This window comes from Pseudomonas sp. HMWF021, assembly GCF_003061005.1.
GTDB lineage: Bacteria > Pseudomonadota > Gammaproteobacteria > Pseudomonadales > Pseudomonadaceae > Aquipseudomonas.
In genome coordinates, this window is the sequence record NZ_QAIK01000179.1 from 1 (window position 1) to 13897 (window position 13897).

The following is a 13897-nucleotide window of genomic DNA, read 5'->3' on the forward strand; positions in this document are numbered from 1 at the left end:
CATCATCACGATGCCAATCAGCGTGCAGATCGATCCCGCCGGCAACAGCCACGGTTTCGGATGGCGGTCAGTGTGATAACCGACCCACGGCTGCAGCAGCGATGCGGTCAATTGGAAGGTCAGCGTGATCAGGCCGACCTGGGTGAAGCTCAAGCCATAGTTGGCTTTAAGCATCGGATAGATCGACGGCAGCACCGACTGAATCAGGTCGTTGATCAAATGCGCCAGCGCCACCGCGCCGATGATACGCATCACCAGTGGGCTGCTTTGCGGAGCAGCGGGCGCCGAGGCAGCGGCGGTCTGAGCGTTGCTGATAGCCATGGAAGTTTCCGTACAGCAGATGGGTGCACGCGGGCAGGTGCGCCAATGTGCCATTTTTCGGTGCGCCAGCGCCATCCCCTTAGCCAGCTAACTAACGTCCAGTTCGATAACTCATCAATCCCTGTAGGAGCTGCCGAAGGCTGCGATCTTTTGATTTTTTTTTAAAAGGGCAAGATCAAAAGATCGCAGCCTGCGGCAGCTCCTACAGGGGATAGGCGATCCCACAGGTGATAGCGCAACGCCATGGTCTGAATCTTGCCTTGCTTCTCCCCTCGAACGCGGTGGCCTTACAAAGGCTGCCGAGAATGGGAAGTTTCGCTACAGAGCCGGCCTACAGAGCGGGCGAGAGTGAACTTTCGAGGCCTTTTAGCAGGGCACGACATCCGGGTTGCACGACCGCGATGCACGCCATCGGTGCGTGGTGTCCAGAGGAGTCATGAGGCATGCAGGCTTTCCTTTCACCGGGGATCAAATTGCTGGGGCGGTTTGGCTTCGCACGTAAATTCCAGCTGTTGTTTCTGCTGTTCATTCTGCCGCTGGCCGGCAGCCTGTTGATGATCGGCCAGGACTATCGCGACAGGCTCAACCTGATTTCCGGCGAGCGTGCCGGCGTGCGGCAGTTGCTCAGCCTCGATGCGCTGGACAACCTGCTCGCCGCCCAGCGTGACCGCGCCGCCCGTTGGCGCGCCACCGAAACCAATCGCCAGCCGACCCCGGCGACCCTCGCCGCCATGGCAGCGTTCGACAAGATCCAGCCTGCTGTCGTGCAAGCCACCACCGACCTGGGCAACGCGCTGAAAAATGCAGGTGCCGAAGGCGAAACCCTAGCTCGCTATCAAGCCCTGCAAACCGCACTCGGCGGTCTGGATTCGAAAAGTCTGAGCAGCGTCGGCTGGTGGCCGGACGGTTACGATCGCTTCACCAACGCCCTCAGCGCCCTGCAAGCCTTGCGTGAGCAGATCGTCATGGACAATCGCCTGACCCTCGCGCCGTGGCTGGAAACTTACTTGCTGACGCAGATCTCCACGCAGCACGCGCCGGACCTGATCGAGCGGGTGGGTCGCCTCGCCGCCGTCGGTCAGGCTTCGGTGGTCTCGGGACAATTCACCCTGCAAAGCCGCTTGCAGCTGCGTGACTTGCGTGGCCGCATCGGCGACGCCCGCGAGCAGCTTGTCAAAACCGCCGGCCTGCTCGAAGCGCGTCTGCCGAGCGATCTGCAAACCTGGGCCGGTCAGTATCACGACAGTCTCAAGCGCCTCGATGCCGGGTTGAAAGTGCTGGATGACGGCGTATTCGGCGGCAGCATCACGCTCAAGCCCGAAGACTTCGAACGCAGCCTCGACGCCCTGCTGGGCGACCTCGCCTCGTTGCGCCAGCAATCACTGCTGTCGCTGGATCAGCGTCTGGACGCCTACCACGCTTCGGCGATTCGCCAGTTCATCGTGGTCGCCGCGGTGTTCGGTTGCTTGCTGCTGGCGGCGTTGTACCTGTTCGTCTGCCTGCAGGCTTCGATCCGGCGCAGCGCCAGCGGCATCACCCTGCTCGCCGAAGCCCTGCGTGACGGCAACCTGAGCTTGCAAGTGCCGGTGGTGGGCCGCGATGAGCTGGCGGCGATCAGCACCGCGCTCAACGTTGCCGTGGTGCAACTGCGCGCCAGCATGCTCGGGGTCGATCACGAAACCTCGCAACTGAGCCACGCGGTGCGCAGCCTCAATGACCACTCCAGCGGCGCGCTCAGCGAAGTCGAGGCGCAGCAATTGCAGATCAGCCAGATCGCCGCTGCCGCCACGCAACTGGCCGCCACGTCGCAAGGTGTGGCGCAGAGTTGCGAACAGGCTTCGGGCAGCGCCCAGCACACCCGGCGCATCGCCGCCGACAGCAGCCGCGACAGCCAGCGCACCACGGCGAGCATTCAGCAGCTCAATCAACGCCTGAACGACACCGCCGCCGCGCTCGGTCGAGTCAGCGAACAGGGCCAGCAGATTCAATTGGTGGTCGACACCATTCGTGGCGTCGCCGAGCAGACGAACTTGCTGGCGCTCAACGCTGCGATCGAGGCGGCACGCGCCGGCGAACAGGGACGCGGGTTTGCCGTGGTCGCCGATGAAGTGCGCAGCCTGTCACAGCGCACGCAATCGTCCACTGCGCAGATTGCCGGCACCGTCGACAGCCTCCGCGCTACGGTCAACGAAGCGGTCAGCCTGATGGAAGCCGCCTGCGGCCAGGCGCAATCGGATGCCGCAGCCGTGACCGGTCTTGGTGAACGTCTCGGCGAAATCGCCAGCGCGGTACAGAGTGTCACTGACACCCTCGCGCAAATCGCAACCGCCGTGGAAGAACAGGCAAGCACCGCCGATGAAGTCAGCGGCAATATCCAGCAGGTCGATCAGGCCGCGGTGCGTCTGCTTGAAGGTGCCCGCGCAGTGAATCTGGCGGCGGACACCTTGAGTCAGGGCAGCAAGGCCCTGAGCGACAACACCGCACGCTTTCGCCTCAGTTGATCCGCGCTTCGGGGAAGTCCGCTTCCAGCTCTGACTTGAGCCATTGAATAAACCACGCCACATCCGCCGACAGTTCGGCGGACGGCGTGAGCACCCGATAGCTTTCCAGCTTGACCTGCGCGTCCACCGCGCGCACCAGTTTGCCGGACTTGAGTTCTTCGCGAACCAGCACCTCATTGGCCAGCGCAATGCCCTGCCCACTCTCGGCCACCGACAGCGCGTGATCGTTGTTGACGTAAAGCATGTCGGAGTTGAGGTGAATATCCAGCTCGTGGGCGGCGAACCACAGGTTCCACCATTCGCCGTCATCGACGTGGATCAGTTCATGCCGAACCAGATCCGCCGGGTCAGTCACAGGCCCGATACTGGCGAGATAGTGCGGGGTACAGATTGGAAACACGCGCGGGCAGATCAATGCCTCCCGCGAGTCGGCGTATTGCCCGTCGAGGCCGTAGACGATGCCCAGATCGGCGCTCTTGCCGTCGACTTCGGTGAAGGTCGAGTTCGGCTCGATGGCGAACTTCAAACCCGGCCGCAAATGGCGCATCGCTTCGATGCGCGGCATGAGCCAGCGCTTGGCAAACCCCGGCACCACCATGATCCGCAACCAGCGCTCGGCATCCTTGGGCTGCGCCTCTTTGCCGGCCTCGATGATCAACTGCAACGCGGCGCTGATCTTGCGGTGGTACTTCTCCCCTGCCGGCGTCAGGTTGACCCCGCGCGAAGTGCGCTCGAACAACTGAATGCCCAGCCAGTCCTCGAGCAACTTCACATGCCGACCAATCGCCGGCTGAGTCACGTGCAGGGCATTCGAGGCTTCGACGTAGCTGCCCAAACGCGCGGCGGCATCGAACGCACGCACCGCGTTGAGCGGCGGCAAACGGTGGTCGGGCATGATTCCTGGCACCTATGGCTGTTAAATTAACTAACAGCTGCCATGTTTAAATTGAAGTGTCGCCCCGCGCAACCCCTGGCTGATAATCGAGCCACAGCAGAACAAAAAAACAGCTGGTTTCACCCCGTACGCAATCTCGATCCTGCCCAGAAAAATAATATCCATGGCCCGACGACTTCGCTGATTCGCAGCGCAATCGCAGGCGATGGGGGAATCGGAGGTAACGCATGAATGCCCTGCATTCGCTGCAAACACTGGCGGTGTCGATCCGCTCGGTGCGCAAGGTTTACGGTGACCCGAACACCGGTCCGGTGGCGTTGAAAAACATCGACCTGGACATTCGCGACAACGAATTCTTCACCCTGCTCGGCCCTTCAGGCTGCGGCAAAACCACCCTGCTGCGGATGATCGCCGGCTTCGAGTTTCCCACCGAAGGCGAAATCCTGCTGTACGGCGAAAACATCGCCGACCGCCCGCCATTCCAGCGTCCGGTCAACACGGTGTTCCAGCATTACGCACTGTTCCCGCACATGACCATCGCCGAGAACCTGGCCTTCGGCCTCGAATCCCACCCGATGAGCAAGGTCTTGAGCAAAACGCAGATCGCCGAGCGGGTACGCGAGATGCTCGCGCTGGTGCAGATGGAACGCTTCGCCAATCGCAAACCGGCGCAGCTGTCCGGCGGCCAGCAACAACGTGTGGCGCTGGCCCGTGCGCTGGCACCACACCCGAAAGTCCTGCTGCTGGATGAGCCACTGTCGGCCCTCGACCTCAAGCTGCGCCAGGCCATGCGCGAAGAGCTGAAAACCATACAGGCCAAGACCGGCATCACCTTCATCTTCGTCACTCACGACCAGGAAGAAGCGCTGACCATGTCCGACCGCATCGCCGTGTTGTCCGAAGGCGAAGTGCAGCAGGTCGGCCGCCCGGAAGACATCTACGAACGCCCGCGCAATCGCTTCGTGGCCGACTTCATCGGCGAGACCAACTTCATCCAGGGCACGGTGACGAAGATCGAGGACGGCATGGCCTGGTTTGCCGGGCCGGCCGGGCATCCGCTGCCGGCGCAAGCGTGCAGCGACGTGGCGGTCGGCGCCAGCGTGACCTTGTCGGTGCGCCCCGAGCGCCTGCATCTGGTGCCCGCCGCGACCGAAGCCGCGCTGCCGTGCCGGACCGAAGCGCAGATCTACCTGGGCACCGATCTGCAATATCAGGTCAGCCTCAGCGACGGCTCGCGTCTCACCGTGCGCACGCCCAACTGCGTCGACCAGAGCCTGCGCTTTGCCGTCGGCAGTCAGGCCGGTCTGTTGTTTGACCGGGGAAGCGCCAGCGTCCTGCACGATTGAGCCCGAGGAGTTGCCATGCACGCCTTACCGATTGCCAACACGCTGGAGCGCCGCAAGGCCTTCCAGAGTTTCCTCGGGGTCAGCCCGGCGCTGGTCGCCATTGGCCTGTTTCTGCTGGTGCCGATCCTGATCGTCATCGGCTATTCGCTGATGGAAGCCAACCCCTACGGCGGGGTCAATAAAGTCTTCAGCACCGATGCCTACACCTCGTTGCTGTTCGAACGCCAGATGGACGACAGCCTGGCCTTTGCCGATTCCTACCTGATCATCGCCCTGCGCTCGGTCGGCATTGCCGGCCTGACCACCGTTATTACCCTGCTGATCGGTTTCCCGGTGGCGGTGTGGCTGGCGATGCAGCCGGCGCACCGGCGTGGCTTGCTGATCTTTCTGATCACCGTGCCGTTCTGGGCCAACCTGCTGATCCGCACTTATGCGTGGATTCTGCTGCTGCGCAACACCGGAGTAATCAACAACAGCCTGATGGGTATGGGCGTCATCCATGAGCCGTTGCAGTTGTTGTACACCGACGGCGCAGTGCTGCTGGGGCTGGTTTATACCTACGCGCCGTTCGTGGTGTTGCCGATCTACGCGACGCTGGAAAAGATGGACATTCGCCTGCTCGAAGCCGCTCAGGATCTGTATGCCGGTCGCGTGCGCACTTTGCGCAAAGTGGTGTTGCCGATTGCCAAACCGGGAATTCTCGCCGGCGCCATCCTCACTTTCGTGCCTTGCCTGGGCGCGATGATCGCCCCGGAACTGCTCGGAGGCGGCACGCGAATGATGCTCGGCAATCTGATTTTCCGGCAGTTCAGCGATGCACGTAACTGGCCGTTCGGCGCAGCCCTGTCGCTGGTGCTGATGGCCGCGGTGATGCTGGTGCTGACTGTGTATGCCCTGCGCGCCGAGCGCCAGCGCATCGCCAAAGGAGGTGCGTGATGCTCGCGCTATTCAAACGCAAAGGGCTGGGCGTGCAGGACTTTCCCGGTTTCGGCGGCTTCAGTTTCCTGTTCTATCTGTACCTGTACGCGCCAATCGTGGTGCTGGTGGTGTTCTCGTTCAACGCCAACCAGTCGGCGACGGTGTGGACCGGTTTCAGCCTCGACTGGTATCGCGCCGCGTTCGCCAATCAGGCCTTGCGCCAGGCCGCTGGCAACAGCCTGTTGATCGCGGTTTGCGCAAGCATGATCGCCACGGCAATTGCCACCCTCGCCGCCCTCGGCACCTCACGGGGGGCCAAGTTCAAGGGACTGCAACTGTCGATGGGCGCGATCATGCTGCCGCTGGTGCTGCCGGAAATTGTCGTCGGTGTGGCGACGCTGGCACTGTTCTCGACCATTGGCCTGTCGCTGGGTTACGGCAACCTGATCATCGCCCATACGGTGTTCTGCATTCCGTTCGCCTACCTGCCGATCCGTGCGCGCCTCAACGATATGGATCTGTCGCTGGAGCAAGCTTCGGCCGACCTCTATGCCGGCCCGTGGCGGACCTTTCGCAAAGTGACCTTGCCGCTGCTGATGCCGGGGATTTTCTCCGGGCTGATGCTGGCCTTCATCGTCTCGCTGGATAACTTCGTGATCTCGATGATGGTCTCCCAGGCCGGCACCACGACCCTGCCGATCTTCATCTTCGGCCTGCTGCGCATGGGCGTGACACCCGACGTCAACGCCGTGTCGACCCTGATCCTGGGCGTCTCGGTGCTGTTTGTGAGCCTCTCTTACCTGCTGGGCAAAAAGAACGCCTGAACCTTCCAAGAACTGTGGGGAAATAGCATGAGCAAGTGGATGAAAAGCGTCGGCACTGCGTTGTTCCTGACTGTGCCGCTGGCGATGACCGGCAGCGTTCAGGCTGCGGAAAAACTCAACGTGGTGAGCTGGAGCGGCTACTTCTCGCCGGAGATTCTCGCCAAGTTCCAGAAGCAGACAGGCATCGAAGTCACCGTCGATTCCTACGACTCCAACGAGACCCTGCTGGCGAAACTGAAACAGGGTGGCGCCGGGTATGACGTGGCGATTCCGTCGCACCAGTTCATCCCGATCCTGATCAAGGAAAACCTCCTGGAGCGTTTCGACCCGGTCAAGGAACCGTACTACGCCAGCGTCGTGGATAACCTGAAAAAACCGAGCTGGGACCCGGAGGGCGCGTATTCGGTGCCGTTCATCTGGGGCACCACCAGCGTGGTCCTCGACAGTGCGCGCTACAAAGGCCCTGCCGACAGCTACAAGGTTTTGTACGAGCCGCCAGCCGAGTTGCAGGGGCGAATCAACATGTTCGATTCGGTCAGCGACATGGTCGACATGGCCAGCCTGTACCTGAACATTCCGCTGTGCAGCGAAGACCCGAAACAGATGCAGCAGATCCTCACGCTGCTCAAGGCGCAGAAGCCGTTCGTGAAGACATACAGTTCCAAGGCCGGCTCGATCCGCGAGAACCTCGCCTCGGGTGAAATCGACATGTCGATGTTCTGGGGCGGCTCGTCGATGCGTGCCCGCGAGATGAAACCGAGCCTGAAATACCTGTACCCGAAAGAAGGCGTGCTGGCCTGGGTCGACAACATGGTCATCCCTACCGGCAGCAAGAATCCGGCAAATGCCAAGGCGTTCATTGCGTTCCTCAGCCAGCCGGAAAACTCGGCGATGACCCAGAACTTCCTCAAGCACCAGAGCCCGATCAAAGGCGTCGAACCGTTCCTCGATGCGGCGCTCAAGGACGCGCCGGAACTGCACATTCCCGAGGGCACCCACGTGGTGTTCAGCAAGACCTGCGGCGAAGGCGCGATCCGTCTCGCTGACCGTCTCTGGACCAACCTGATGCGTTGATCCCTGCCCGCCCCGGCATGCGGCCGGGGCGTTTCTCCAGCCGTCCGAAAGGCGCCGTTGTCATGAATTCCAATAACATCAGCGAACTGGTCCTGCTGCAGGCCCACGCGCTCGCCGAACGCATCCGCCTGCGCCAGGTTTCCTGCCGCGAAGTGATGCAGACTTATCTTGCCCATATCGAACGTTTCAACCCGCAGGTCAATGCGCTGATCAGCCTGCAGGCGCCCGATGTTCTGCTGGCCCAAGCCGATGAACGCGATGCCGAACTGGCGCGCGGTGAATACCGTGGCTGGATGCACGGCCTGCCCCACGCGATCAAGGATCTGTCGCTGACCCAGGGCATCCGCACCACGCTTGGCTCACCGTTGTTCAAGGACTTTATCCCCGAGCGCGACGGCATCATGGTCGAGCGGATCAAGGCCGCCGGCGCGATCATCATCGGCAAGACCAACACCCCGGAATTCGGACTCGGTTCGCAGAGTTACAACCCGCTGTTCGGTGCGACGGGCTGCGCTTATGACCCGAGCAAAACCGCAGGCGGCAGCAGTGGCGGCGCAGCGGCGGCACTGGCGATGCATCTGGTACCGGTGGCCGATGGCAGCGACATGATGGGTTCGCTGCGCAACCCGGCAGCGTTCAACAATATCTTCGGGTTTCGGCCTTCTCAGGGTCGGGTGCCGTTTGATGACAGTGCCGATCTGTTCTTCGATCAACTCGGTTATGAAGGGCCGATGGCGCGCAGCGTGAGGGATGCGGCGTTGCTGTTGTCGGTGCAGGCCGGGGGCGATGCGCGGGCGCCACTGTCGATCTGCGAATCCGGTGTGGCCTTTGCGGCGCCGCTGGAGCGTGACTTCAAAGGCACGCGGTTGGGATGGCTGGGGGATTTCAACGGTTATCTGCCGATGGAGAACGGCGTTCTGTCGCTGTGCGAGAAGACCTTTGCCGACTTTGAAAGCCTCGGTTGCCACGTTGAGTCGATTGAGCCGGGTTTCGCGCCTGAGCGGCTGTGGAGCAGTTGGCGGACGTTACGGCACTGGATGGTCGCGGGGTCGATGGGCGCAACTTATGCCGACCCACAGAAACGCGAGCTGTTGAAACCGGAGGCAATCTGGGAAGTGGAAAACGGCTTGAAGCTGTCGGCCAGCGAAGTGTTCGCTGCCTCGGTGGTGCGCAGCGACTGGTATCGGGCGATTTCGCGGCTGTTCGAACACTACGACTATTTGCTGCTGCCCAGCGCTCAAGTCTTCCCGTTCGATAAAACCCAGCCGTGGCCCAAGGCAATCGAAGGCGTGGCGATGGACACCTATCATCGCTGGATGGAGGTGGTGATTCCGGGCACGCTATCGGGTTGCCCGGTCGCCAGTGTGCAGGCGGGATTCAATTCGAACGGTTTGCCGATGGGGTTGCAGATCATCGGCAAGCACCACGCCGACTTCGCTGTCCTTCAACTGGCCCACGCCTATGAACAGGCCAGCCGCTGGTTCGAACGCTGCCCTTCACCACTGCTCGGCCCATGATTTTGATAAACGGTTGAAAGCGTAGAAAAAATTTTTAAATTTACGCTTGACGCTTTTCCATTTCAGGGGAATAATGCGCGCCACTTGGCTACATAGCTCAGTTGGTTAGAGCATAGCATTCATAATGCTGGGGTCCGGGGTTCAAGTCCCTGTGTAGCCACCAAGTACTAAAAACGGCTTACCGAAAGGTAGGCCTTTTTTTTATGCCTCGAAAAAACCACATCCTGTGGCGAGGGGATTTATCCCCGATGGCTGCAAAGCAGCCCCTCTCCATCCTGCCACTCCCTTCCCCATAACTCCTGATTGGCCTTGACCAAGGTTGATCACACGTCAAAAAACCGGGAAAGCACTGCAGGAAAAAGGTGCGAGCGAAGTAAGAACTGGATTTTTCGTAAAACCTCGCGCCTGAAACCCACCCCATCGGTTTGCCCGAATTCCCCGTTGACCGACAAGCTCCCTTGGCTCGTTTCAAAGCCATACAGGGAGTTGGCATGGCTCGACTCAAATCCCACTTCGATGACGACTGGTTTGAAGACCGCCACTACGGTGACGCTTCATGGGGTTGGTGGCCTGCGCCTGCAGCACCGGAGCCGGTGTACATCGAAAAGGATGAATGGCCAACGCCCAAGCCCCGCGAAGATCAGGTGTTCGCCAAGTCCTGCACGCCAGGTAACTGGTGCCGAACGGACGCAGGCACTGCAACAGAGCCCGCCTCAAATTTCGGCAAGATCATGGTCGCCGGAGCCATGCTCTTTCCATCAGCCAGCACTGCAGTAGCGACCGCACTTGGCGCTGACCTGGCATTGGGGCGCATGGCCGGCGGCGGGATTCTGCAACAACGCCTCAACTGGGCCATCCGTGGCGCAGGCGGCCCGGCCAGCGTGTTCGTCCTCGGGATGCTGCCGACCCGCATGGGCGACGGCACATTGCACACCGACGAACAGCTGCGCAGCATGAGCCGCGCCAGCACTCGCGTGCGCTTCCAGTTTCGGCGCGATGCCCAAGGCGTCATGCAGGTTTACGGCATCCACTCCAGCGCCTCGGGCGATGACTCGGTGCGCACCGTCAAAGTCGAGTGGAACAGCGACAAGACGGCCATGGAGGCCAGGCTCAACGGCATCACGATTCTGTGGACGCCACAACGCGGGCCACTCGGTTCAATGCCGCCGCTGGTTTACCCGGAACACGGCGAGCAACTGAACACGATCCTTGTCCACCCGATTCCCGAGAACACTGACACCCAGATAGAAGGCCTGCCCGGCGAGGACATTACCGCCGAGGATTGTATTCTGGTGTTCCCGGCGGACACCGGGCTGAAGTCGCTTTATGTGGTGTTTTCGAGGCCGGCCAGACTGATGCCGGGGACGGTGACGGGGGTTGGTGAGGATGTTTCGGGGGTATGGCTTGCTGGAGCGGGAACGGGGATCGGTGCGCCGATTCCGACACGGATTGCGGATAGGCTCAGGGGGAAGGAGTTTTCAAGCTTCGATGCATTTCGGAAAGCATTCTGGCAGGCCGTGCGGGATGATCCAGCCCTGTTTAATCAGTTCAATGTGGATGCCCAAGATCGTTTAGTGTCAGGCAATGCTCCCGCCGTTCGAGATAGAGAGGCCGTTGGCACACGAGGCGTATTTGAAATACACCACGTCGAGCGGATCGTAGACGGCGGCGCTGTGTACGACATAGACAACCTCCGCATCAACACCCCTAGAAATCACATCAGCCAGCACAAAAAGTAGTGAACGCACATGGTAAAAATATCCGAATACACAGAAGCCGAATTTATCCGCTTCATTGAAAAAATACGTGCAACCAACAAATGTGGATCGGATACGGAGCTTGGTGAACTGCTGGCGCAGTTCAGAACGCTAACCGGTCACCCGGATGGAACCGACCTGATTTTTTATCCCGAGCCAGGAGCAAACAGCTCTGCTGAGGGCATTGCGAAGACTGTAAAGGAGTGGCGTGCCACTAATGGACTTCCGGGCTTCAAGCAATAGATGTCGAACCCAAAATATGATCATCAAACGCAGCGTCGCGGACTACACCGAACATGACTTCGTTGAATTCGTGGACGAGATCAGAAAAGAAGACAAAGCGCCCACGGATGAGCGTGCAGATGTCTTAGTGCGGCACTTCAACTCGATTGTTGGCCATCCAAGCGGGATGGACCTTATTTACTATCCAGAACCCGGAGCGGACACGTCGTCCGCTGGTATAGCTCGTACAGTTGCAGCATGGCGTGCTGCTAATGGTCTGCCCGGATTTAAGCAATAAGCGTTTTTTATCCCTCGAGACACACCGAACCCGTGGCGAGGGGATTTATCCCCGATAGGGTGCGCAGCAACCCTTTTCCCTATTAAAACCGAATGGGACTGCTGCGCAGTCCATCGGGGATAAATCCCCTCACCACACTGCCAAACCTGACCTGTTTAGGTAGCTCTGCCGACAGGGCCATCACTCCCTTCAACCATATAGATATTCAAGAAAGCCAAAAACGGACCACATCGCATCGAGCATATCCGGCATGGAGGTGCTGTTTATGATGTGGACAACCTCGCTGTGATGACCCCGAAGCGACACATAGAGATTCACACGGAATGAAAATGTCTACTAAAAATAGTTTCTCGGATTACAAGGAGCAAGAATTCCTCAACCTGCTTGAGCGCATCATGGGAAATGATGAGAGCGAGGAAGAAGAAGGCAGGCTTGTACTTCACTTCAACTCAATTTGTGGACATCCGAAGGGATCTGACTTGATTTTCTACCCTGAGGACGACGCCGACGATTCAGCAGAAGGCGTGACCAAAACCATTAAAAAGTGGCGTGCTGAAAATGGACTACCCGGCTTCAAGCAATAAACACCTTCATCCCCAAAAAAAAGACCACCCTGTGGCGAGGGGATTTATCCCCGATAGGGTGCGCAGCACCCTTTTCCCCAGTAAAACCGAACGGGCCTGCTGCGCAGTCCATCGGGGATAAATCCCCTCACCACACTGCCAGGCCTGACCTATTCAGGCTGCTCTGCCGACAGGGCCATCAGCCCCTTCACCCAGATCTGCCGAGTTCGCAGCCCCACCATCGCCCGCCAGTCCGGATCTGCCGGATAAAACTGCTCCAGCAGATTCAATTTGATAGCCCGCCCTGTCGCACCCAGCGGATCACCATGCAAATGGAGCCAGTGATCATCGCGCAAATACCGATGCACGTCTGGCCCCGGATACGTTCCGCATTCGATCACGAATGGCATCAGTTGCACGTCGGGCAACGCATTGAGCAGCGCCTGTGAGGTGTACCCGGTCGCCGTCGCTGCCACACCGGTTTCGCTCAAGGTGTCGGCGCCGGTGTGCAGCGTGTAAAGCCATGGGCCATAAATCGTCTGTGCCTGCGCGAGTGCCGGATAAGGCGCCTGGGTGATGGTGAGCAACATCGGATGCCCGTACTCGCCTGCCCCGGTGTGCAGGTCGAAGCACATGACGGTTTCAGCGCCAGCCACATGTGCGTCGATGATCTGATGCAACGTGCGATTCGACCAGCTCGGCGCGCGGCCCCCGTAAAACAATCCATCGGGATGGCTATGCTGACCGCCCTCGACAATCGACATCACCGCCGGCCAACCGTGTTCGGCAATCTGCGCGTCGAGCAAGGCATTGGCCCGCGCGCGCTCGGGGCCGTGCAAATCGGTGCAGGCGTAAATCTCGTGCAATGCCGCGTAAGCGCGGTTATCCGGCAACGGCCTGGTGAAATCCAGATGATTGCGGTTGAGGTCGATGTTGTCTTCGTTGACCCGCCGCAGCCACGCGGTGCCCCACGGGTTGATCAGGTGAATCATCACTACCGCGACATCCTTGGGCAGCGAGCCGGGCACGAAGGTCTTCAGCCAGTCGATCTGGCCATCCGAGCCGTAATAGCCTTCGACCCCGTGAGTGCCGCTAAGCGCCAGCAGCCGGCGCTTGGCCCGCGGATCACCGAGCACCGCGACGTCGGTGCTCAAGGGTTCGCCGAAGGGGCCGCAACGTGGGTGTGCGTAGGAGGTGAGCGTGGCTCCGGAGACTGTCGCGGCGTGGAGAAACCGTTCGCGTTGATGACCGTAACTGGACTCGGTGGGAAACTCGCTGTGCATATCCGCCTCTTGTGATTTTTATGGCTTGACCTTTGTAGGAGTGAGCCTGCTCGCGATAGCGGTTTATCCGTCAGCAATGATGTTGAATGTGCTGACGCTATCGCGAGCAGGCTCACTCCTACAGGGGAATGTTTGCGCTTGATTGATTGAGATCGACCCTAGCGAATATCCGCCCCGAAAAGAAAGACAAAAATGCCCGCCGGTTTGCGTCGCGACCGACCGGTCGATAAAGTCCGTCAGACCTTTCACCCCACGGACGGAGAGCACCACGTGTTTCCAGCCCTGCCCCTGAGCCGCTTTCGCCTGCCTACCCTGACGCTGATCATCAGCGCCCTGACCCTCACCGCGTGCAACGCCCCGCCCTCCTCGACCTTGCCA

At 60.2% G+C, this 13897-nt stretch carries 15 protein-coding genes and 1 tRNA gene; 13 read left to right on the plus strand and 3 right to left on the minus strand.

What is annotated here, in order from left to right; all coding sequences use genetic code 11:
- The coding region (locus DBR18_RS25485) for an MFS transporter (protein WP_146188797.1) at positions 1 to 321 on the minus strand (321 nt) is incomplete at its 3' end.
- 443 nt (positions 322 to 764) lie between these two features.
- On the opposite strand from DBR18_RS25485, the gene DBR18_RS25495 reads away from it, so the two are divergent.
- The gene (locus DBR18_RS25495) at positions 765 to 2822 is read left to right on the plus strand and encodes a methyl-accepting chemotaxis protein (protein WP_108592391.1); all 2058 of its coding nucleotides are present in this window, start codon (positions 765 to 767) and stop codon (positions 2820 to 2822) included.
- Here DBR18_RS25495 and DBR18_RS25500 read toward each other — a convergent pair.
- Positions 2815 to 3717, minus strand: coding sequence for a LysR substrate-binding domain-containing protein (locus DBR18_RS25500; protein ID WP_108592392.1), 903 nt, complete (start codon positions 3715 to 3717; stop codon positions 2815 to 2817). The two genes, DBR18_RS25495 and DBR18_RS25500, sit on opposite strands and share 8 nt — an antisense overlap.
- 227 nt (positions 3718 to 3944) lie before the next feature.
- On the opposite strand from DBR18_RS25500, the gene DBR18_RS25505 reads away from it, so the two are divergent.
- The 11 genes from DBR18_RS25505 to DBR18_RS25555 all read left to right on the plus strand — a co-directional run bounded on the left by DBR18_RS25505 (position 3945) and on the right by DBR18_RS25555 (position 12257).
- Positions 3945 to 5063, plus strand: a complete 1119-nt coding sequence (locus DBR18_RS25505; RefSeq protein ID WP_108592393.1) for an ABC transporter ATP-binding protein — start codon at positions 3945 to 3947, stop codon at positions 5061 to 5063.
- 15 nt (positions 5064 to 5078) lie between these two features.
- Positions 5079 to 5999: an ABC transporter permease gene (locus DBR18_RS25510; protein WP_108592394.1), complete on the plus strand. Its 921-nt coding sequence runs from the start codon at positions 5079 to 5081 to the stop codon at positions 5997 to 5999.
- Positions 5999 to 6805, plus strand: a complete 807-nt coding sequence (locus DBR18_RS25515; RefSeq protein WP_025109361.1) for an ABC transporter permease — start codon at positions 5999 to 6001, stop codon at positions 6803 to 6805. The genes DBR18_RS25510 and DBR18_RS25515 overlap by 1 nt, the downstream gene beginning before the upstream one ends.
- A gap of 39 nt (positions 6806 to 6844) precedes the next feature.
- Complete coding sequence (locus DBR18_RS25520) at positions 6845 to 7879, plus strand: extracellular solute-binding protein (RefSeq protein WP_371921156.1); 1035 nt, start codon at positions 6845 to 6847, stop codon at positions 7877 to 7879.
- A 62-nt stretch (positions 7880 to 7941) separates the two neighbouring features.
- Positions 7942 to 9396, plus strand: coding sequence for an amidase (locus tag DBR18_RS25525; RefSeq protein WP_108592395.1), 1455 nt, complete (start codon positions 7942 to 7944; stop codon positions 9394 to 9396).
- A gap of 86 nt (positions 9397 to 9482) precedes the next feature.
- A tRNA-Met gene (locus DBR18_RS25530) sits at positions 9483 to 9559 on the plus strand.
- A gap of 328 nt (positions 9560 to 9887) precedes the next feature.
- Positions 9888 to 11135: an S-type pyocin domain-containing protein gene (locus tag DBR18_RS25535; protein WP_108592396.1), complete on the plus strand. Its 1248-nt coding sequence runs from the start codon at positions 9888 to 9890 to the stop codon at positions 11133 to 11135.
- A gap of 9 nt (positions 11136 to 11144) precedes the next feature.
- The gene (locus DBR18_RS25540; protein WP_100847219.1) at positions 11145 to 11396 is read left to right on the plus strand and encodes a bacteriocin immunity protein; all 252 of its coding nucleotides are present in this window, start codon (positions 11145 to 11147) and stop codon (positions 11394 to 11396) included.
- Between the two features lie 16 nt (positions 11397 to 11412).
- Complete coding sequence (locus tag DBR18_RS25545) at positions 11413 to 11673, plus strand: bacteriocin immunity protein (RefSeq protein WP_108592397.1); 261 nt, start codon at positions 11413 to 11415, stop codon at positions 11671 to 11673.
- 234 nt (positions 11674 to 11907) lie between these two features.
- A complete protein-coding gene (locus DBR18_RS30405) occupies positions 11908 to 12000 on the plus strand; it encodes a hypothetical protein (RefSeq protein WP_371921157.1) in 93 nt (30 codons plus the stop codon).
- A gap of 2 nt (positions 12001 to 12002) precedes the next feature.
- The gene (locus DBR18_RS25555; RefSeq protein WP_108592398.1) at positions 12003 to 12257 is read left to right on the plus strand and encodes a bacteriocin immunity protein; all 255 of its coding nucleotides are present in this window, start codon (positions 12003 to 12005) and stop codon (positions 12255 to 12257) included.
- Positions 12258 to 12406: 149 nt separating this feature from the next.
- On the opposite strand, the gene DBR18_RS25560 is transcribed toward DBR18_RS25555, so the two are convergent.
- On the minus strand, positions 12407 to 13519 hold the full coding sequence (locus DBR18_RS25560; RefSeq protein WP_108592399.1) for a DUF2817 domain-containing protein: 1113 nt from the start codon (positions 13517 to 13519) through the stop codon (positions 12407 to 12409).
- Positions 13520 to 13711: 192 nt separating this feature from the next.
- On the opposite strand from DBR18_RS25560, the gene DBR18_RS29975 reads away from it, so the two are divergent.
- Positions 13712 to 13897: hypothetical protein (locus DBR18_RS29975; RefSeq protein WP_256588969.1), on the plus strand; the 186-nt coding region annotated here is incomplete at its 3' end.